Annotated in this window: 17 protein-coding genes and 1 other RNA gene; 1 reads left to right on the top strand and 17 read right to left on the bottom strand. The window is 63.5% G+C overall.

What is annotated here, in order from left to right; translation table 11 throughout:
• Positions 1-2 precede the first annotated feature (2 nt).
• The 6 genes from ACO06J_RS04180 to ACO06J_RS04155 all read right to left on the bottom strand — a co-directional run bounded on the left by ACO06J_RS04180 (position 3) and on the right by ACO06J_RS04155 (position 6,773).
• Positions 3-965, bottom strand: a complete 963-nt coding sequence (locus ACO06J_RS04180; RefSeq protein ID WP_421759444.1) for a cell division protein FtsQ/DivIB — start codon at positions 963-965, stop codon at positions 3-5.
• Positions 953-1,873 (bottom strand): D-alanine--D-alanine ligase, encoded by a 921-nt coding sequence (locus tag ACO06J_RS04175; protein WP_421759443.1) that lies wholly within the window; start codon positions 1,871-1,873, stop codon positions 953-955. Before ACO06J_RS04175 ends, ACO06J_RS04180 begins: the two co-directional genes overlap by 13 nt.
• 226 nt (positions 1,874-2,099) lie before the next feature.
• Positions 2,100-3,098, bottom strand: coding sequence for a UDP-N-acetylmuramate dehydrogenase (gene murB / locus ACO06J_RS04170; protein ID WP_421759442.1), 999 nt, complete (start codon positions 3,096-3,098; stop codon positions 2,100-2,102).
• Complete coding sequence (murC, locus tag ACO06J_RS04165; RefSeq protein WP_421759441.1) at positions 3,095-4,519, bottom strand: UDP-N-acetylmuramate--L-alanine ligase; 1,425 nt, start codon at positions 4,517-4,519, stop codon at positions 3,095-3,097. Before murC ends, murB begins: the two co-directional genes overlap by 4 nt.
• Complete coding sequence (murG, locus tag ACO06J_RS04160; RefSeq protein ID WP_421759440.1) at positions 4,516-5,613, bottom strand: undecaprenyldiphospho-muramoylpentapeptide beta-N-acetylglucosaminyltransferase; 1,098 nt, start codon at positions 5,611-5,613, stop codon at positions 4,516-4,518. Before murG ends, murC begins: the two co-directional genes overlap by 4 nt.
• Positions 5,610-6,773, bottom strand: a complete 1,164-nt coding sequence (locus ACO06J_RS04155; protein WP_421759439.1) for an FtsW/RodA/SpoVE family cell cycle protein — start codon at positions 6,771-6,773, stop codon at positions 5,610-5,612. Before ACO06J_RS04155 ends, murG begins: the two co-directional genes overlap by 4 nt.
• Before the next feature lie 151 nt (positions 6,774-6,924).
• On the opposite strand from ACO06J_RS04155, the gene ACO06J_RS04150 reads away from it, so the two are divergent.
• Positions 6,925-8,463: a glycosyltransferase family 39 protein gene (locus ACO06J_RS04150; protein WP_421759438.1), complete on the top strand. Its 1,539-nt coding sequence runs from the start codon at positions 6,925-6,927 to the stop codon at positions 8,461-8,463.
• On the opposite strand, the gene mraY is transcribed toward ACO06J_RS04150, so the two are convergent.
• The 11 genes from mraY to ACO06J_RS04095 all read right to left on the bottom strand — a co-directional run bounded on the left by mraY (position 8,460) and on the right by ACO06J_RS04095 (position 19,660).
• A complete protein-coding gene (gene mraY, locus ACO06J_RS04145; RefSeq protein WP_421759437.1) occupies positions 8,460-9,545 on the bottom strand; it encodes a phospho-N-acetylmuramoyl-pentapeptide-transferase in 1,086 nt (361 codons plus the stop codon). The two genes, ACO06J_RS04150 and mraY, sit on opposite strands and share 4 nt — an antisense overlap.
• A 27-nt stretch (positions 9,546-9,572) precedes the next feature.
• Positions 9,573-10,997, bottom strand: a complete 1,425-nt coding sequence (locus tag ACO06J_RS04140) for a UDP-N-acetylmuramoyl-tripeptide--D-alanyl-D-alanine ligase (protein WP_421759436.1) — start codon at positions 10,995-10,997, stop codon at positions 9,573-9,575.
• 5 nt (positions 10,998-11,002) lie between these two features.
• The gene (locus ACO06J_RS04135; RefSeq protein ID WP_421759435.1) at positions 11,003-12,445 is read right to left on the bottom strand and encodes a UDP-N-acetylmuramoyl-L-alanyl-D-glutamate--2,6-diaminopimelate ligase; all 1,443 of its coding nucleotides are present in this window, start codon (positions 12,443-12,445) and stop codon (positions 11,003-11,005) included.
• A gap of 25 nt (positions 12,446-12,470) precedes the next feature.
• Positions 12,471-14,195: a peptidoglycan D,D-transpeptidase FtsI family protein gene (locus ACO06J_RS04130; protein WP_421759434.1), complete on the bottom strand. Its 1,725-nt coding sequence runs from the start codon at positions 14,193-14,195 to the stop codon at positions 12,471-12,473.
• Complete coding sequence (gene ftsL, locus ACO06J_RS04125) at positions 14,196-14,570, bottom strand: cell division protein FtsL (protein ID WP_421759433.1); 375 nt, start codon at positions 14,568-14,570, stop codon at positions 14,196-14,198. It lies immediately after the preceding gene.
• Positions 14,567-15,553, bottom strand: a complete 987-nt coding sequence (gene rsmH, locus ACO06J_RS04120) for a 16S rRNA (cytosine(1402)-N(4))-methyltransferase RsmH (protein WP_421759432.1) — start codon at positions 15,551-15,553, stop codon at positions 14,567-14,569. The genes ftsL and rsmH overlap by 4 nt, the downstream gene beginning before the upstream one ends.
• 115 nt (positions 15,554-15,668) lie before the next feature.
• Positions 15,669-16,065, bottom strand: an RNA gene (gene rnpB, locus ACO06J_RS04115) — RNase P RNA component class A.
• 46 nt (positions 16,066-16,111) lie between these two features.
• On the bottom strand, positions 16,112-16,810 hold the full coding sequence (locus ACO06J_RS04110; RefSeq protein ID WP_421759431.1) for a TerB family tellurite resistance protein: 699 nt from the start codon (positions 16,808-16,810) through the stop codon (positions 16,112-16,114).
• Positions 16,811-16,924: 114 nt separating this feature from the next.
• A complete protein-coding gene (locus ACO06J_RS04105; protein WP_421759430.1) occupies positions 16,925-17,656 on the bottom strand; it encodes a hypothetical protein in 732 nt (243 codons plus the stop codon).
• 139 nt (positions 17,657-17,795) lie between these two features.
• A complete protein-coding gene (metF, locus tag ACO06J_RS04100; protein WP_421759429.1) occupies positions 17,796-18,695 on the bottom strand; it encodes a methylenetetrahydrofolate reductase [NAD(P)H] in 900 nt (299 codons plus the stop codon).
• On the bottom strand, positions 18,692-19,660 hold the full coding sequence (locus tag ACO06J_RS04095) for a metalloregulator ArsR/SmtB family transcription factor (protein WP_421759428.1): 969 nt from the start codon (positions 19,658-19,660) through the stop codon (positions 18,692-18,694). The genes metF and ACO06J_RS04095 overlap by 4 nt, the downstream gene beginning before the upstream one ends.
• Between the last annotated feature and the right edge of the window lie 27 nt (positions 19,661-19,687).

Genomic DNA, 19,687 nt, shown 5'->3' with positions numbered 1-19,687 from the left:
GGTCAGTGTGTCCCGGTTGTCCCGTCGGCCTTTTTCTCGGCCGCTGTCTCATATTCAGACGAACCCTTGGCCTTATGCGGCTTGTTCGTCTCGGCAACCTGCGCAGCAGCAAGTTCGCCCGGCTTCAATGTCACAAACCCCTGGACGCGCATGTCGATCTCGGTGACGTCGCGGTCGAGGAGGGCATAGTCGCGCTGGTACATTTCCAGCCGGTCAAGCGCCTGCGCCACGCCCTGCTCGGGCAACTGGATGCGGAGGCCGTTGCGATAGATGAGGTCCCAGCGGCGATCGCCGATGCGGCTGAGCGCCGCGAGTTCGTTCTGCAAAGTCGGATGGCGGGCGAGGATGCGGACCATGGCGACGGCATCGTCGCCGGCCCCCTCCCCGATCACCAGTGGCAGCTCGGTATAGGAGGCGACGTCAGTGCCGATCTTGGTGCCCTGCTCATCGACCAGCCACGTCGTGTCGCCAATGCGCCAGCGCAGCACCGGCGTCTTTTCGACGATGTCGACGATGATCTGGTTAGGATAGACCTTGCGCACGGTGGCGGACTTGACGGCCGCGAGCCACTGGAGCCGCGCCTGCGCCTTCTGTGCGTCGAAGGTGAGGGTCGAGTTGCCGGCGCCCAGCGTCAGGAGCGTAATCACGTCCTTGTCGTCGGTGAGCGTCTGGCCGGAAATGTGGATGGCCTCGATGCCGAACCCGGCCTGGGCGAATTCGCCCTGGACGAAACGGAAGCCGGTCACGCCCGCCTGCACCATGGCATCGCGCGCTTCGAACGCGCCGACGGCAAGCAGCAATGCGAACACGGCGCCGATGCCGCGCATGATCAGCTGGCGATGCAGAACCCAGGTATGATTGATCCGCACCAGCGCGCGGCGCGCCGGGCGGCTGAGCGGAACGGGAAGGTGGCGAGGATCGACGGCCTGGGCGGTGGCGAAACTCTGGGCCCCTACCTGTTGCAACTCGCGTCCTCCACCATCCAGGCGACCATCTCCTCGAACGAATGCCCTGCAAAAAGGGCCTGTTCGGGAGCCAATGACAAAGGTGTCATGCCTGGCTGGGTGTTGATTTCGAGACAGACGAGTTCCCCGTCCGGCCCGGCTTGATCGTTGAAGCGGAAATCCGTCCGCGATACGCCTCGGCACCCAAGCGCAGCATGCGCCTTGAGACTCATCTTCTGCACTTTGTCGTAAATTTTCGATGAAATCTGAGCCGGGAGCACGTGATGTGATCCGCCTTCGGTGTATTTCGCCTCGTAATTATAGAAGGCGAGGTCGGTGATGATCTCGGTGACGCCCAGCGCCACGTCTCCCATTACCGCGCAGGTGAGTTCGCGGCCGGGGATATAGCGCTCGACCATCAGCTCTTCGCCACCCTTCCACTCGGTGCCGAGGATCTCCTGTGGCGGGTGGGTCTGGTCGGCCTTGACGATCAGGATGCCGACGCTCGATCCGTCGGCGACGGGTTTGACCACATAGGGGGGCTGCATGACGTGCGAGCGGCCGACTTCAGCGCGCGAGGCGATGACATGGTCGGTGACGGGAATGCCTGCGGCCTTGAGCATGATCTTGGCCTGATGCTTGTCCATGGCCAGCGCCGAGGCGAGGACGCCCGAATGCGTGTAGGGAATGCGCAAGAACTCAAGCACACCCTGGATGGTGCCATCCTCGCCGTATCGGCCATGGAGCGCGTTGAACACCACATCGGGCTTCACCTCGCGCAGGCGCTCGGCAATATCGAACCCGACATCGATTTCGGTGACTGTGTACCCGGCACGACGCAATGCGGCAGCGCACTCATGCCCCGAGGAGAGCGACACCTGGCGCTCGTTGGAGAGACCACCTTTGAGGACGGCAACGTGTTTGGTCATTTACAAGGTCTCCAACGGATACACACAAAGCTGCGGGTGTCGCCTTCTCCCCTTGTGGGAGAAGGTGCCCGAAGGGCGGATGAGGGGTTCTCTCCGCACACTTCAGTCGCTCGTCGCTTCGCTCCGAACGCGCAACACGAGGTGTTGCGGACCCCTCATCCGGCGCTGCGCGCCACCTTCTCCCACAAGGGGAGAAGGGAGGCCGGTGCAAGCGGCCCGTAATCTTCTAAACCGCCCCGGTGAACGGTGCGCCGTCCATGAACTCGCGGACTTCGCGGCCATCGATGAAATGGCCCATGCGGCGGATTTCCCATTTGAGGTCGATGCTCTGGGTCTGGCGCACCTTCTGGCGCACCATTTCGCCGAGCGTCTCGACCTCGAACGCATCGGCTTCGCCGAGGTTGAGAAGGAAATTGGCGTGGAGTTCGCTCATCTGCGCGTCGCCGAACTTTAGGCCACGGCACCCGGCGGCGTCGATCAGCTTCCAGCTCGAGTGGCCCTCGGGGTTCTTGAACGTCGATCCCCCGGTCTTGGCCTTGGTCGGTTGCGAGCTTTCGCGCTTTTCGGTGATCTCGCGCATGCGGGAGAGGATGTCGTCCTTGTCGCCGGCAAAGCCCTGGTAGACTGCCGAGACGAACACCGCGCCGCGCGGGCCGTTGGACTTGCGGTAGAAGTAGCCCATGTCGGTATTGGTGAGCGTGACGATCTCGCCCTCGCGGGTGACAGCGCGGAGCTCGACCATGCGGTCGCGCGTTTCGGTGCCGTAGCAGCCGGCGTTCATGTAGAGCGCCCCGCCGATACCGCCCGGGATGCCGCGATAAAAGGTGAGCCCGTCGATCCCGGCTTCGGCCGCAGCAGTGGCGACCTTGACGTCAGGCAGCGCGGTGCCGGCGCGGAGCCGGTGGTTATCGAGGATTTCGATATTGCCAAAGCCCTTGGCGGAGAGCCGGATGACCACGCCATCGAGCCCGCCGTCGCGGATCAGTAGGTTGGAGCCGAGCCCGATCACCGTCAGGCGAATGTCGGTGGGCAGGTTCTTGAGAAAGAACGCCAGATCCGCTTCGTCAGCTGGTTGGAAAAACAGCTGCGCCGGGCCGCCAACGCGGAACCAGGTGATTTCGCTGAGCGGCTGATTGGGGATCAGCCGGCCACGGACGTCAGAAATCCACGGCGCAAAGCTCGGGATCAGGTCGGGCCAGAGTTGAGCCTTGGTGTCAGCGATCATGGCAGCTCGGGCTCCTTGCCCATCAGCGCCCCAAGCTCCGCCGGGAGCGAGGCCGCCCATTGGGTGATGTTCCCAGCGCCGAGGCACACGACATAGTCGCCATCGGCAACGCGGCTCGCGAGCAGTGGCGCGAGGACTTCCGGCCGGTCGATGACGCGGGCGTCACGATGGCCACGGGCTCGGATGCGGGCGACCAGTTCTTCGTGGGTGACGCCGTCGATCGGCGCCTCACCGGCGGCATAGATCGGCGCCACGAGTACGGTATCGGCGTCGTTGAAGCAGGTGGCGAACTCGTTGAAGAGGTCATGCACTCGGCTGTAGCGGTGCGGCTGCACCACGGCGATGACGTCGCGGCGGGTGGACTGGCGCGCAGCTTTGAGCACCGCCGAGATCTCGACCGGGTGGTGACCGTAGTCATCGATGATAGTGACGCCGCCGACAGTACCGGTGCGGGTAAAGCGCCGCTTGACGCCCGAGAAGCCCTTGAGGCCCTTGCGGATCGCTTCGGCGGGGACCTTGAGCTGGTCGGCGACAGCGATAGCTGCCGTAGCGTTGAGCGCGTTGTGCTCGCCCGGCATGGGGAGTTCGAGCCCCTCGATCCTGAGATGCGTCATCCGGATGCGGTCGCGGATTTCGACCGCGAAATGCTGTACGCCGTCGCGGTTTTCGAGATCGACCAGCCGCACATCGGCCTGCGGATTGCGGCCATAGGTGATGACGCGGCGGTCGCGGATCTGGCCGACCAGAGCCTGCACTTCGGGATGATCGAGGCACATCACGGCAAAGCCGTAGAACGGCACGTTCTCGACGAAGTTGAGGAAGGCCTGCTTCACCCCGGCGAAATCGCCATAATAGTCGAGATGCTCGGGATCGATATTTGTGACGATGGCAACGTCGGCGGGAAGCTTGACGAAGGTACCGTCGCTCTCGTCGGCCTCAACCACCATCCACTCGCCATCGCCGAGGCGGGCATTGGTGCCATAGGCGTTGATGATGCCGCCGTTGATGACCGTGGGGTCCATGTTGGCGGCATCAAGGAGCGTTGCGACTAATGTAGTGGTCGTCGTCTTGCCATGGGTGCCGCCGATGGCGATGGAGTTCTTGAACCGCATGATCTCGGCGAGCATTTCGGCCCGGCGCACCACCGGCAGGTTGCGGGCACGGGCAGCAGCCAACTCAGGGTTGCCCTTCTTGATCGCCGACGAAATGACGACGACGGCGGCGTCCTTGAGGTTTTCGCCCTTCTGCCCGATGGCGACCTCGATCCCCATGGCGCGCAGGCGCTGCACATTGGGGTTCTCGGCGCTATCGGAGCCGCGCACCTTGTAGCCCTGGTTGTGCAGGATTTCGGCAATGCCGCTCATGCCGATGCCGCCGATGCCGACAAAATGCACCGGACCAATATCGCGCGGCATCTTCATGAATTCGTCCCCTTCTGGGCGATGCGTTCGACAGCGTCGGCGAGCTTTTTGACGGCGTCCGGCTGACCGAGGGATTTGGCCGCTGCTGCAGCCGTGATGAGTGAGTCTGGCTCACTGAAAAGTGACAGCAAGCGAGTGCCAAGCGATAGCGGCGAAACCGTGGCCTGCTCTTCGATCCACCCGCCACCGGCAGTTTCGAGCACCAGCGCGTTGTTCTTCTGGTCCGCGTCGAGCGCGCCCGGCAGCGGCACGAGGATGGCCGGCCGGCCGATGGCGCAGAGTTCCGCAACCGTCGAGGCGCCGGAACGGGTGATCACCAGATGCGAACTGGCGATGCGCTCGGGCAGATCAGAAAAGAACGACGCGAGTTCGACATTCACCTTGGCCTGGCGATAGGCCTCGGTGACGCGGTCGAGATCCTCGGGACGGCATTGTTGCACGATACGGAGGCGGGAGCGGATTTCCGGTGGCAGTTCGGAGATGGTGGCGGGGAGCAGATCGGAGAACACCCGGGCACCCTGGCTGCCGCCGACGACGAGAATGTTGAGCGGCGAGGTTGCGGTGATCGCCGGATAGGGCGTTTTGGCCGCAACCAGCACGCGGTCGCGCAGCGGATTGCCGACGAGGAGGCTCTTGTTGCCAAAGGGCTCGGCATAGGCGGTGCGGGCAAAGCTCAGCGCGATCAGCTTCGCACGGCGCGCCAGCGCCCGGTTGGCGCGGCCCATCACAGCGTTCTGTTCATGGAGGACGCCCGGGATACCGAGGAGGCTTGCCGCAACGAAGGGTGGGAATACCGGATAGCCGCCAAAGGCAACGACGGCATCGGGCTTGATGGCGAGGAGCTTGCCGAACGCCACCGCCGTGCCCCAGACCAGCTTGATCCCCGCCAAAACGAACTTGACCGGGTCGCGCACCGATGGCGTTGCCGACGGGATGATGTGCGTGGCGCTGGCGGGAAACTCGCCATAGGCCCCCACCCGATGATCGGTCATCAGCTGGATATCGTGCCCACGCCGGCGCAATTCCTGCGCCAGCGACATTGCCGGGAAGAGATGGCCTCCCGAACCGCCTGCCATAAGGATGAATCTGCTCATTCTGCGGGGGATAGCACCGCACTGCGGTAGGCGGGAAGCCCGGTGACCAAACGTTCTTCAGGCTTCTTGCGGGTAAAGGCCAGCATCAGTCCCATGCCGAAGGCGATGGCGATCATCGAGGTGCCGCCGTAGGAGACGAATGGCAGGGTCATGCCTTTGGGCGGAATGAGGTTGAGGTTCACCGCGAGGTTGATGCCGCACTGGAGCCCGAACTGCAGCGCCAGGGTCGAGGCGGCGAGCCGGGCGAAGAGGCTCGACTGCTGCTGCGCCCCGATCAACGCCCGCACGACGATGAAGCCGATCAGCGCCACGAGGAACAGGCAGAAGAGGATGCCGAACTCACCGGCGGCGGCCGAGAACACATAGTCGGCGTGAGCGTCGGGGATGACTTTCTTGGCCAGCGACTCGCCGGGACCGCGGCCGAACCAGCCGCCTTCGAGCAGCGAGTTCAGCGCCTTGTCGACCTGATAGGTATTGCCGCCGCCTTCGGGGTTCATGAAGCTATCGATGCGTTTGGCAAAGTGCGGAAAGATCGTATAGGCGGCAAACATCAGGCCGACGGCCCCTGCCCCAAGCCCGAAGATCACGAACCAGGAGATGCCCGAGACGAACAGCAGGGCGCCCCAGGTGGCAAGGATCAGGGCCGTCTGGCCGATGTCAGGCTGCAGCAGCAGTCCGCCGACAATCGCCAGCATGATGCCCATCGCCATCCACCGGGCCGGCACACCCTTCTGCTTCATGCTCTCGGAAAACAGCCATGCTCCGATGACGGCGAAGGCGGGTTTGACGAATTCGGACGGCTGCACCGTGTTGCCGGCGAACGACACCCAGCGCTTGGCGCCCTTGACCTCAACGCCGACCTTAAGTGTCAGCCAGAGCAGGATGAGAAATACGATGAGCGTGCCGAGCGCCGCAAAGCGGGCCGCGCGATGCGGCAGCATCGAGGTCGCAAGCATCACCGGCAGTGCCAGGGCAGCAAACATCGCCTGCCGGATGATGAAGTGCCAGGGGCTGAGACCCAGACGCTCGGCGACGGGCGGGCTCGCGGCAAAGCTCAGCAGCACGCCCACGATCATGAGGAGGACCAGAGCACCCAAGAGAGCCTTGTCGATAGTCCACCACCACTCGGCAATGGCGGTCTTGCGCTCGCGTGCAAACATGGAACCCGCGCCGCCCTGCCCGGCGGCCTCCCCGTATGGTTGACAAGCGCTCACACTAGCGTCGATAGGGTTAGCAACCCGTCACCAAACAATGCCCCTTTGGGGGCTCTTTTGTGTCGGGATGACGCATCACCCGAGCGAGGACGTGCCGGTGGCAGATCAATCGAGCCCTGCTGAACCGTCGGTTCTCGCCTCGCGGCACTCGAAGCTGACCTGGGGGCTTGGCCTCGCCATTGTGCTGGCGGTGCTGGCGCTTAAGCTGGCCATTGCCGGCACGCTGAACCTCCGCTCCGACGAAGCCTATGTGTGGACGTGGTCTCACGAAAACGCGCTCTCTTTCCTCGACCATCCGCCGATGATCGCCTGGTTCGCACGGCTGGGGACGGCGCTGTTCGGGCAGAACCTCCTGGGGGTGCGGCTACCGATCATCGTGGCGCTGCTCATCTCCGAACTGCTCCTCGCCGACATCGTGAGGCGTCGCACCGGCTCGCTGGGGGTGGGGTTGGCGGTGGCGCTGATGATGGAAGCGAGCGTCTATTTCGGCGTCACCGGCGTGTCACTGGAGCCCAGCCTGCCGATGATCCTGTTCCTGAGCCTGATGTTCTGGGGCCTCTGTCGGCTGGAGGAAACCGACGATGGGCGCTGGTGGCTGCTGGTGGGGCTCGCTGGCGGACTGGCGCTGCTGTCAAAGTACATCGCGCTGCTGTTTGTCCCGGCCGTGCTGATCTTTGTGCTGGTGCCCAAAGCGAACCGCAAATGGGTGCTGACGGCGTGGCCGTGGCTGGCGGTGCTGCTGGCGATTGCGGCGTTTTCGCCGGTTCTGATCTGGAATGCGCAGCACGATTGGGCCTCGTTCCGGTTTCAAGGCGTGCGCGTCACCGAAGCGCGGGATTTCAGCCTGGGGCTGTTCGCGAGCTTTCTGACGGTGAACCTCGTCGCCATCGGGCCGATCCTGGCGCCGTTGGTGACAGTGGGCGCGATACTCGCCGGATGGCGGGCACTGCGCCGAGGCGATGGCACGGTGCTGGCGCTGGCGGCGGGGTTTGTCACCATACTCGCCTACCTTACGATGCGGTCGTTTACTCTGACCATCAACACGACCTGGCCGGTGGCGATGTGGCCGTTCGGTATTGCGGCGATGGCGACGCTGCTGGCAGCGCCAACCGTGGGCTGGTGGCGGCGCGTGGCGGTCGCCGGGGTGCTGACGAGCCTGCTGTTCTCAATAGTGTTCGACTATCACCTCCTCGCCAATCCCAATCCGATCAGTGGTCGCAACGACCCCGTCGGCCGAGATGACGGCTATGACGCGCTGGCGGAGAGTGTCAGGGCACAAGCGAAGGCGACTGGTGCGAAGTGGATCGCGGCGAGCGACCGGCGCACGGCGGCGCAGTTGCGCTGGTTCCTCGGGTCAGAGTTTCCGGTCGTGCAACTCAACGAGCGCAGCCGCTTCATGGACTTTGCGGTGCCAGATGTGGCCGGCAGGCCTGGGCTCTACGTGCATATCAAAGGCAATCGCGAGGATGCCGTCGACGCGGAAGCGGCCGGCCACCTGACGCCAATCGGCGAGGCGGACCGCGTCTGGCGCGGCGTCAGCTTCGGGACGTTTGAGATCGAGCGCATTGAGAGCTGGGCACCGGATCTCAATCCGCCGCCCGGCTCATCGCTATTTGTGTGGCCGGACCTAGTTTAGCGCAGCTTCAGCGAACTGAGGCCGATCAGCGCCAGGACAAACGAGATGATCCAGAACCGGATCACCACCTGGCTCTCCGTCCAGCCCATCATTTCGAAATGGTGGTGGATCGGCGCCATTTTGAACACACGCTTGCCGGTGAGCTTGAACGACGCCACCTGGACGATCACCGACACCGCCTCGAGTACGAACAGCCCGCCGATGATGGCGAGGACGATCTCGTGCTTGGTGGCGACCGCAATGGTACCGAGCGCACCGCCAAGGGCGAGCGAACCCGTATCGCCCATGAAGATCTGGGCCGGGGGAGCGTTGAACCAGAGGAACCCCAGCCCTGCCCCGATCAGCGCGCCGCACACAACGGAAAGCTCAGCGGTACCGGGCACGAAGTTGATCAGGAGGTATTCCGAAAACGTAATCGAGCCAACCAGATAGGCAATGAGCCCGAAGCACGCAGCGGCGACCATTACCGGCACGATAGCGAGGCCATCGAGACCGTCGGTAAGGTTCACCGAGTTGCCGGCGGCGACGACGACGAAGGCGCCGAACAGCACGAAGAACCAGCCAAGGTTCAGCGCCAGGCCTTTGACGAATGGAAAGAACAGCGAAGTTGAAATCGCCGGATCGCCGAGAATGGAGATGAAATAGCAAGCGATGGCGCCGACAATGGCTTCCAGCATCAGGCGCTGACGGCCGGAAAAGCCGTTATGCGACATCCGCTTGACCTTGAGATAATCGTCGTAGAGCCCGATGGCACCGAACGAAACGGTCACGAACAGCACCACCCAGACATAGCCATTGGCAAGGTTTGACCACAGCAGAATGGATGTGACGGCGCTGGCGAGGATCATCAGGCCACCCATGGTGGGCGTGCCCTTCTTGGTCAGCAGATGCCCCTGAGGGCCATCCTCACGGATCGGCTGGCCGCGGCCCTGGCGGATGCGGAGCGCCGCGATCATACCCGGACCGAACATGAAGACGATGAACAGCGCAGTAATGACTGCGCCCGCCGTCCGGAAAGTAATATAGCGGAACACGTTGAAGGCGGCGAGGCTCTCGCCTAACTGCCCAAGAAAATACAGCATCCGTTGAGTGTCCCACCCGTGGCGCGATCAGACGTCCGTAAACTTGTCCCGGATCTGTTGAACCAGACCTGCGAGCCGGACGCCGTTTGACCCTTTGACCATAACTGCATCACCATAGGCAAGGCCCGTAAGAACCGAGCCCGCGATCTCGTCCACACTGGCGAAGTGGGTTACGGGCGGAACGTCGCGATCCGATTGCCGCCGCTCATCAAGTGCATCGGCCAGCGATTTCATCACTGGCCCAACGAGATAGACCTCCGTCGCACCGGTAGCGAGCACGGCGCCGAGGAGCCCGGCATGGAGCGACGGCCCCTGCGGCCCGAGCTCCAGCATATCGCCGAGAATGAGCACCTTTCGCCCGCCGGGGGGCGTTACGGACCGATAGAGGTCCATCGCCGCGTTCATCGATGCCACATTGGCATTGTAGCTTTCGTCGACCAGCAGCAGCGGCTTTTCAGACGGGCCGAGCCGCAGCGTCAGTCCCCTGCCCTCGGGCGCGCCGAACCCGGCCAGCGCTTCGATGGCAGTGCTGAGACCCTCGCCCGAAAGCTGCGCTACGATAAGCGCCGCGACCGCATTGGCAACCATGTGGCGGCCAGCGACCTGCAGGTTCAGGAAATGCCGCTGCCCCTCATGAAAGACTTCAACGCGGGTCCCGCTCCCAGCCGCATCGACACGGTTGATCCGCCAGTCGGCGCTGTCATCGAACCCGTAGGTGATGACCCGCCCGACCTCAGCCGCCCGGGCGTGACCGAAGAGAATATGCAGATACTCGTGATCGCAGTTGAGCACCGCCGTGCCGCCGGGCTCAAGCCCCAGGAAAATCTCCGCCTTGGCGGCTGCTATCTCGGCGACTGACGAGAAGAACTCAAGATGCGCCGCCGCGACCGTGGTGATCACCGCTACATGCGGGCGCACCATTTTGACCAGCGGCGTGATCTCGCCAGCGTGGTTCATGCCGATCTCGAACACGCCGAACTGCGCTTCGCGCGGGAGGCGCGCCAGCATCAGCGGCACGCCCCAGTGATTGTTGAAGCTCTTGATCGAGTAGTGGGTTGGGCCGAACGCGGCCAGCACCGTGCGGATAGCTTCCTTGGTGGTGGTTTTTCCCGCGCTGCCGGTCACTGCGACAATCTGGCCGCGGTTGCGGGCACGCGCTGCGACCGCCATCTGCCCAAGAGCCTTGAGCGGATCGGGAACGACGATCAGCTGACGGCCGCCATTGGCCGAGAACCAGGCCTCGGACACCAGCGCCGCCGATGCACCGGCGGCGAGCGAGCGGGCCACGAAATCGTGCCCGTCATGCACATCGCCCTTGATGGCGATGAACAGCGCCTCGGGCGCGATCTCACGGGAATCTATCGAGATCGAGGTGAGCGGCACATCCGACAGCCCTTCGGCCCGGCCGCCGGTGACTTTGATGACCTCGGCGACGGTCCACAACGGTGTCATCGGAGCTACTTCCTCTTCAGCGTCTCCAGAACCACTTCGTGGTCGGAGAAATGGTGCTTGGTGGTGCCGATGATCTGATAATCCTCATGGCCCTTGCCAGCAATCAGCAGCACATCCCCGGGCTTGAGCTCGGAAATCGCCGTTTCAATGGCAAGCCGCCGATCGCCGATCTCACGCGCCTTGGGGATCGCGGCGAGGATTTCGGACCGGATCGTCTGGGCGTCCTCGGTGCGTGGGTTGTCGTCGGTGACGATGGCCACGTCTGCGAGCCGCGCAGCCACTTCGCCCATCATCGGGCGCTTCGCCTTGTCGCGATCGCCACCCGCACCGAACACCAAACGCAGGCGTTTCCTGGCGTACGGGCGCAATGCCTCAAGCGCAGTCTCGAGGGCGACCGGCTTATGTGAATAATCGACAAAGATCGCCGCGCCATTGTGCTCGGCGACCAGTTCGAGTCGACCTCGAGCGCCCTTGAGGTGGTTGAGCGCCTCCACCGCCTTTTCAGGATTTGCACCAGTGGTGATGGCGAGCGCCAACGCAACGCCAGCATTGTTGACCTGGAAGGCGCCGGTGAGCGGCAACAGGAAATCGACCGGCTCGCCGACCATCCGTCCGACGACGCGCTGGCCATAGCCTTCGTTGGTGATGCTGGTGATTTCGAGGAAAGCCCCTTCCGTCCCGACAGTCAGCAGCGTCGCACCGCGATCGAGCGCGGCGAAAAGGAACGGCATGTGCTCGGGATCATCGGAATTGACCACAGCCGAACCGCCATCAGCGATCAGGTCGCGGAAAAGCCGCAGCTTGGCATCGCGGTAGGCGACCATTTCGCCGTGATAGTCGAGGTGATCGTGGCTGAGATTGGTGAAGGCCACGGCGTTGAAACGGATGCCATCGACCCGGCGCTGGTCGAGCCCCTGACTGGAGGCTTCCATCGCCACATGGCCAATGCCGCGCTCACGCAGCTCAGCGAGATCGCGGTGCAGCGACAGCGCATCGAGCGTGGTGAGTTCGCGCGGGCTGATACCCGACTTGGTCTCGACGCCGACCGTGCCAAGGCTTGCCGCTTCGATGCCGCAGGCCGTCCAGATCTGGCGGACGTAAGAGACAATGGAGGATTTCCCGTTGGTGCCCGTGACAGCAACGGAGACCTCGGGTTGCGGGGCAAACTGGCGCGCCGCGGCGCGGGCGTAGGTGGCCCGCACATCTTTGACCAGCACCACCGGAACACCGGGATCGGCGGCAGGCTTTCGGTCTGAGACGATGGCGACAGCGCCACGCCCCACTGCCTGGGCAGCGAAGCCGTCGCCATGCACTTTGGTGCCGGGCAAGGCGAAGAACACCTCGCCGGAGCCGACGGCGCGGCTATCGGCGTTGATGCCATCAACTTCGAGGGCCGGCACCTTCTTGGCGCCCGCTCCCGCAAGGAGGTCTTTGAGTGCGAATGGCACCTCCACGATCCCTTCTGGAATAAGTTTAGCGGAGTTCTGCTGGGACAAGCTCATCATCCAACATGTCGCTGAAGTCGGGGCTGATGCCAAGCATCGGCGCGACTCTTTGCACGATTCGGCCGGTCACCTCGCCAGCATTCCAGCCGGCGGTGTGACCCGATTGCGGGTTTTCGTTCTGCGGATTGTCGACAAGGATGACCATCGCATATTCAGGATTGTCGAGCGGGAATGCCGAGGCGAACACCGCGAGCGTTTGACTGGACGAGTACACCTTGCCCACCACCTTTTCGGCGGTGCCGGTCTTGCCGCCGACGCGGTAGCCATTGGCGAACTTGTTCATGCGCGTACCCGATCCTTCGAGCGCATTGAGCCGCATCAGGTAGCGGATTTCCCGGCTGGTCTCGGGCTTGATGACCGGCACATAGAGTTTTTTGGCGTCTTCCAGCGAACGGCGATAGATGGTCGGGGTGACCATGTTGCCGTCGTTGACGAAGCCGGCGACAGCGCGAAGCATGTGCAGCGGCGAGATCGACAGGCCATGACCGAAGCTCGCGGTGGCGGCGACGATCTCGGAGAACTTCGCCGGCACGTTAGGCTTCCGCATTTCAGGCAGTTCGAACGGCACCTGCGTGTCGAAACCGACCTTGCTCAAAAAGCTGCGGAAATTGTCCTTCCCGAACTGCTGCATCACGTGGATGGTGCCGATGTTGGACGAGTATTTGTAGATTTCCGGCACCGACAGGATGCGGTGCTTGCCGTGGAAATCGTCGATGGTGAAGCGGCCGAACCTGACCCCGAAACGGGCATCGAACTTGTCGGTGATCCGGACGAGACCGCTGTCGAGCGCCCCGGCCATGGTCACGGTCTTGAAGGTCGAGCCGAGCTCGTAAATACCTGAGGTGATGCGGTTGAAGCGCTGGTTCTTCAGCCCGTCATAGTCCTGGAACAGCGTCGAGGGATCGTTGGAGTCAAAATCGGGCAGCGAGGCCATGGCGATGATTTCGCCCGTCTTGATGTCCATCATCACGCCGGCCGCAGCGATCGCCTTGTAGCGCGTCAGCGCATCGGTCAGCTGCTCGTACATGGCGTGCTGAACGCGCAGGTCGATGGAGAGGTTGACCGGCGTCATCTCGTTGCCACGGGCGAGGCCGAGCGACTGCAGGAGCGCCAGGTCTTCATCATCCATGTGCTTTTCGATGCCCATGGTGCCCTGGTTGTCGATATTGACCGCGCCCATGATGTGCGAAGTCTCGCGGCCATCGGGGTAGAAGCGCTTGCTCTCGGTGACGAAATCGAGCCCGGGCACGCCGAGGTTGAAAATCTTCTCTTCGATCGCCGGGGTGAGCTCGCGCTTGATCCAGACAAAACCCTTGTCACCGGTGAGACGCTTGCGCAGCCAGTCTTCGTCGAGATCTGGCAAGACGGTGCGCAGCTTCTGCACCGCCTCTTCCACATCGATGATGCGGCGCGGCTCGGCAAACAGCGACGGCACGCGGATATCGACCGCCATCTCAAGCCCGTTGCGATCGAGGATCGGCGGGCGCGAGGCAGTGATGATATCGCGGGCGACACCCTCGATGGCAGAGTCGGAAACGGTGGCGCCGAGCTGGATCAGGCGCGCGGACACGATGCCGAAGATCAGCACCAGCGCAAAGATCACCCAGCGGATGCGGGCCTTGGTGAGGTTGCCCCGCGCCTTGCGGGTGCCGTCGAGTGCGATCGGGGCGTCGCCTGCGGTGATGATCGCCATCTAGTTGGCCTCGATGATCTGCTGCAGCGGATCGACACCCGCGTCGAGCGATTCAAACAGTGTGTCGAGGGCTGCCGTGTCGGGAGCGGCCGGACGCATCGGCAGGTTGCTCATGCCGCTGAACTGCTCCGCTTTGGTCGGCTGCAGGCCGAGCGCATCGAGGTGCCGGGCAACAATCGGCGCCACGTGAGCGGGCTGGTTGAGATAGGCCCAGTCGGCCTGCAACAACGACAACTCGCCCTGCTGGCGCTCGATCTTGCGCTCAAGGGCAGATTTCTCGCTGGCAATATCCTCGACCGAATATTTGAGCGCATAGACGCCGACGAGGCCGACCATGCTGGTGAAGACCATGATGGCGTTGAGGGTCTTGATCATGCCGCGCCCCTCACTTCGGGAACGCCGAGACCTGCGGCACTGACCGGGCGGACAGGAACCGCGGTGCGGAGCCCGGAACGGAGCGTTGCCGAGCGGGAACGCGGGTTGCGGTCGGTTTCGGCAGCGGAGGCTTTAACGGCCTTGCCGACCTGCTCCCAACCCAAGGGGGCCCGTGCGATCTGCGGCAGGTGCCGCGACTGGGTCGGCTCGGATTTCTCCGGGGCAAAGAAGCGTTTGACGATGCGGTCTTCGAGCGAATGGAAGGTGACGACCGCCAGCCGTCCGCCGGGCGCCAGCAGGCGCTCGCTGGCGAACAGCGCTTCGACCAGTTCGTCGAGTTCGCCATTCACGGCGATGCGGAGAGCCTGAAAGCTCCGGGTCGCGGGATGCGCTTCGCCGGGCTTCCTGCCGATCGAGCGTTCGATCAGGCGGGCGAGTTCGGTGGTGGTGGTGATCGGCCGCGTTCCGCGCGCCATCACCAGCCCATGGGCAATACGGCGCGACTTGCGCTCTTCGCCAAAGGCGAACAGCAGGTTGGCGAGTTCGGCTTCTTCGAGCGTATTGACCAGATCGGCAGCCGAAACGCCCTCGGACGACATGCGCATGTCGAGCGGGCCTTCGCGCATGAACGAGAAGCCGCGTTCGGCTTCATCGAGCTGCATCGACGAAACGCCGATATCGAGGACGACGCCATCGACCGGGCCACCAGCCAGCTCGTCAAGCCTGGAGAAGGTGCCGGCAACGAAGGTGAAGCGGTCGGGGAATTCGGCGCGGAGCTTTTCGGCAAAGGGAATGACGTTCGGGTCGCGATCGAGCGCCACGACACTGGCACCGGCTTCCAGCAGCGCCCGGGAATAGCCGCCTGCCCCGAAGGTGCCATCGAGGATGCGGGCGCCATCAAGCGGCGCCAGCGCCTCAAGCACTTCGGCCAGCAGTACTGGCACATGTGGCCCCTGCTGCTCGCTGGCTTCCGGCTTGACCATGATCCGCCCGTTACTCCACTCCGGCCAAAGCCGGTACGCGCAACCACCCCAGAATGGGGTATCGGCGCACTTTGCCCATTGGAGGTTAAGGTTCTGTTGAGCTTAACGAGGTCGAAGTGCCAGTTGACCTATAAGCCGGGTTCTGTAGGGCGGGTTTGACCCCGCGTGGCGACCATTCATCTAGGAGCGCCATTGCTGACGCCCTCCTGCAACCAACCCGGGTGACTGACCTCGAAAACCGGCCGGCGAACTGGTTGCCCAGCGCACCACGTCACCCCTATTTGGTCTTGCTCCCGGTGGGGTTTGCCGTGCCGTCCCTGTTGCCAGGTCCGCGGTGCGCTCTTACCGCACCCTTTCACCCTTACCGGCCTCGGAAGGCCGGCGGTTTGCTCTCTGTGGCACTTTCCCTGGGGTCGCCCCCGCCGGCCGTTAGCCGGCACCGTATTTCGATGGAGCCCGGACTTTCCTCCCCACCAGAATAAATCTGGCGCAGCGGTCACCCGGTCAACTGGCGAGCGCATGTAGGGGGCCACAGGACGGCGCGTCAAGCGGGCTGGGTCAGGCCGCCGGCTTCATGATCTGGTTATAAGCGTTGTTGATCGCCGCCATCCGTGCCGTCGCGACATCGATCAGCTCTTCCGGCACACCCTTCGCGATCAACCTGTCGGGGTGATGCTCGGCGACGAGCAGGCGATAGACCCGCTTGACCTCGTTGCGGTCAGCGTTCGGGACCAGCCCCAGAACGATGTAGGGGTCGGCACCGCGATCGAACAGCACGTGGGCAGAGGTAATCTGCTCGAACCGCGCTTCATCGAACCCGAAGATGTCACTGACATTCTTGAGGTAATCGAGTTCAGACTCGTGGATCATGCCGTCGGCAGAGGCGATGTAGAACAGGCTGTCGAGCACATGCTCCAGCGTATCGGGGCTGTCGATGAAGAAGCGCCGGACCTTGCGCGCATAGGCCTGGTAACCGGCGACATCCTGCTGGGCGAGCTTGAAGAGCTTGTCGACCTGCTGTTCAACGCCTGCGGGAATCTCGACCGTGCGGTAGAAAGCCCGGATTTCCGAAGCCGTCACCACTCCATCGGAGACCGCCATTTTTGCGGACAGGGCAATCAGCGCCAGCGTGAACGCCGCATCGCGGCCACCGGGGAGCCAGGTATCGGGGTCAAGCGCATTGGCGATCGAACCGGCAATCCCGGTCCTCTCGGAAAACGAGCCAACAAACGCACTCAACCTCTGCCAGACAGACACAGGATTCTCCGCTTTGCGGGAACAATAGCTCGCGAAAGGAAAACTAATAACCTTGAGACATGCGGCAGAATGCACTTTCATACCCCCAGGTACGACGACCCACAGCGACCTGGATCAGAACAGGAAGAAGTCCTGAAGTGGCCGTGCCCGGGTTTGCGGTTCCGGGTCACCGATATAGATATCAGCGTCATCGCTGCTGGACGACTGGGTCGCGGAATTGTCAGAAAGCAGACCCTTCTTGGCGAGATAGTCAGCCAAGGAGCCCGAATCCCATTCCTCCAGCTGATCGCTGCCGATTTCCGGCGCCGCCGCTGGCGCGTTGTCGCTGAGCGGGAACGGTTCAACCGGGGCTTTCGGTGACACCGCAGCCACCTTGTTCTCGTCAAGGATCAGGGGCTTTTCTTCAGCCGGAGCGGCGGCGGTGTTCGTCCACTTGGGACGCGCACTGCGCGGCAGCGGCACCGGCGGGGTTTCGGTATTCGGTGACACGCTGGCAACTTCTACCGGCTTTGCAGCATTGGTGGTCGCCGGCGCTGTCTTGATCGGCGTGGTAGCGGCGCTATCGGCGTCCGAGATGTAGCTCGGCAGCTTCTTGCCCTTGTCGATATAGACCTTGACCGGATCCTTGCCATCGACGCTGGCTGTCTCGATCGGGTCGACACCGCCCTGGGGCTTGGCGAGGACTGGTTTGGTCGCAGCTGTCTTTGCCGGCGCCGCGACAGTCGCCGTATTGGCGGTCGCGCTGCCGTTGGACTTGCCCAAAAGGATGTCGGCGGAGGGGACGGCCAGAATAACCACCAGACCGGCCCAAGCCAGTCCGCCCTTCAACTTTGCATCGAGTTTCATAGGCTGCTGTCCTTATACAGTGCCCCCGCACCGATGGTGGAGAGAGAGCAAATCAACGTGGCCATTTTGTGGATGGCGCCACGTTAAGCCCTAGCCGCCGCTATCTGAACCTCTGCTGAACAGCACCTGAATGGGCCGCTCAGTCGGGCCGCACTCCGAGCAGTCTCGCCAGCGCCAGCACCAGATTGGAGCGGTTGAGCGTGAAGAAGTGAAACTCTGTAATCCCGTTGTCGACCAGTTCCAACACCTGCTCGGCGGCGACCGCCGATGCAACCAGTGCATGGGTCTCAGGGTCCTCGTCGAGCCCTTCGAAGCGCTCGGCCAGCCAGCCGGGAATGGACGCGCCGCAGCGGGCCGCAAAACCGGAGATCTGCTTGAAGCTATGGATCGGCTGAATGCCGGGAACGATCGGCGCGGTGATGCCGGCGGCCTGAGCCCGGTCGACCAGACGGAAATAGTCGTCGTTGTCGAAGAACATCTGGGTGATGGCGCGGGTGGCGCCGGCATCAAGCTTGCGCTTGAGGTTGTCGATTTCAGCAGCCCAGTCAGGGCTCTGCGGGTGCTTTTCCGGGTAGGCGGCGACCGAGATATCGAAGTCCCCGAGCTTGTTCAGCCCGGCCACGAGATCCGCGGCGTTCTGGTAGCCTTCAGGATGCGGGGTGAAGGGCTTGCCCATCCCCTCGGCGGGATCGCCACGCAGCGCCACGATGCGGCTGATGCCAGCCTCCTGGTAGCCCCGGACCACGGCATCGACCTCGGCCTTCGAAGCCCCGACACAGGTGAGATGCGCTGCGGCATCGACACCCGTATCGGCCTTGATACTGCTGACCATGCGCAATGTACGCTCACGGGTGGAGCCGCCGGCACCATAGGTGACCGAGACAAAGCGCGGATGGAGCGGCGCGAGCTTGGTGATCGAGTCCCAGAAGCGCTCTTCCATCACGTCGGTCTTGGGCGGAAAGAACTCGAACGAGACCTGGAAACTCGGACGCTCGGCAGCCGGCTGGCGGCTGGGGCGATCAGCGGTGTCGATAGTCATTGGGTCTGGTCCTTACGCGCGTCGACAAGACGCCAGAGGCATACGGTGAGCCCTTCGGCGATGCTGCTGTCGGGGGGGAAACTCTTGAGATCGGCGACGCTGAGATCCGCCGCGCGCGCCCACCCGGCCATCTGCGTATCGGCGAGACCGAGCCGGCGGTGCGCGTGGTGGGTACGGAGGAACTCGAGCCCGTGCGGCGCGAAATCGACGATCAGCATCTCCCCGCCCGGCTTCAGCGCGCGCCGTGCCATACTGAGCATGCGGCCGGGATCATCGAAATAGTGCAGCACCTGATGGATGATGATGAGGTCCGCGCGCCCGGCGCTGAGATCGAGATCGGCGATATCGCCCAGCCGCACCTGCGCGTGCCCGATGGCGGCGGAAGCGAGCTTGGCGCGGGCGATGGCGATCATCTCCCGGCTGGTATCGATGCCGATGGCGCGCTTGTAGTGCCCGGCGAGCAGTTCGAGCATGCGGCCGGTGCCGGTGCCGAGATCGACCAGCAGATCGACCTTGCGGGTGCCAACGGCGGCAAGAATAGCCGCTTCCACGGCGTCCTCGGAGACGTGCAACGAACGCAGCAGGTCCCAGCTTTCGGCCACTTTGGCGAAATAGGCCGCGGCCTGCCCCACCTGCGCGTCACGCACGGCCTTCAGCCGTTCAAGGTCACGCTGGTGTTCCGGGTCATCGACCGACAGACGCCCGATCAGCCAGCGGGCGAGGTCGCCGCCTGCGCCACCGGCCGCAAGGCCATAATAGGCCCAGGCCCCCTCGGCATTGCGATGGATCAGCCCGGCATCGGCGAGAAGCTTCAAATGCCGCGAAACGCGCGGCTGGCTCTGGCCGAGAATTTCGGTAAGGTCCTTCACGGACTGCTCGCCATCGGCAAGCAGCGCCAGAAGCCGCAGCCGGGTGATCTCCCCTGCCGCCCGCAACACCTCAACCAAATCCGCAGCAGCGCTCAAATCAACCTCGCGAGATATAAAGATATC

This window comes from Devosia sp. (assembly GCF_965229025.1).
Taxonomy (GTDB): Bacteria; Pseudomonadota; Alphaproteobacteria; order Rhizobiales; family Devosiaceae; genus Devosia_A.
This window is presented reverse-complemented; position numbering and strand designations above follow the sequence as displayed.

Coding starts and splice junctions, on each gene's coding strand:
- murB (WP_421759442.1), bottom strand. CDS start 3,098: ATGATCGCTGACACCAAGGCTCAACTCTGGCCCGACCTGATCCCGAGC.
- ACO06J_RS04130 (WP_421759434.1), bottom strand. CDS start 14,195: ATGGCGATCATCACCGCAGGCGACGCCCCGATCGCACTCGACGGCACC.
- mraY (WP_421759437.1), bottom strand. CDS start 9,545: ATGCTGTATTTTCTTGGGCAGTTAGGCGAGAGCCTCGCCGCCTTCAAC.
- ACO06J_RS04140 (WP_421759436.1), bottom strand. CDS start 10,997: ATGACACCGTTGTGGACCGTCGCCGAGGTCATCAAAGTCACCGGCGGC.
- murC (WP_421759441.1), bottom strand. CDS start 4,519: ATGAAGATGCCGCGCGATATTGGTCCGGTGCATTTTGTCGGCATCGGC.
- murG (WP_421759440.1), bottom strand. CDS start 5,613: ATGAGCAGATTCATCCTTATGGCAGGCGGTTCGGGAGGCCATCTCTTC.
- ftsL (WP_421759433.1), bottom strand. CDS start 14,570: ATGATCAAGACCCTCAACGCCATCATGGTCTTCACCAGCATGGTCGGC.
- rsmH (WP_421759432.1), bottom strand. CDS start 15,553: ATGGTCAAGCCGGAAGCCAGCGAGCAGCAGGGGCCACATGTGCCAGTA.
- metF (WP_421759429.1), bottom strand. CDS start 18,695: ATGACTATCGACACCGCTGATCGCCCCAGCCGCCAGCCGGCTGCCGAG.
- ACO06J_RS04105 (WP_421759430.1), bottom strand. CDS start 17,656: ATGAAACTCGATGCAAAGTTGAAGGGCGGACTGGCTTGGGCCGGTCTG.
- ACO06J_RS04155 (WP_421759439.1), bottom strand. CDS start 6,773: ATGTTTGCACGCGAGCGCAAGACCGCCATTGCCGAGTGGTGGTGGACT.
- ACO06J_RS04175 (WP_421759443.1), bottom strand. CDS start 1,873: ATGACCAAACACGTTGCCGTCCTCAAAGGTGGTCTCTCCAACGAGCGC.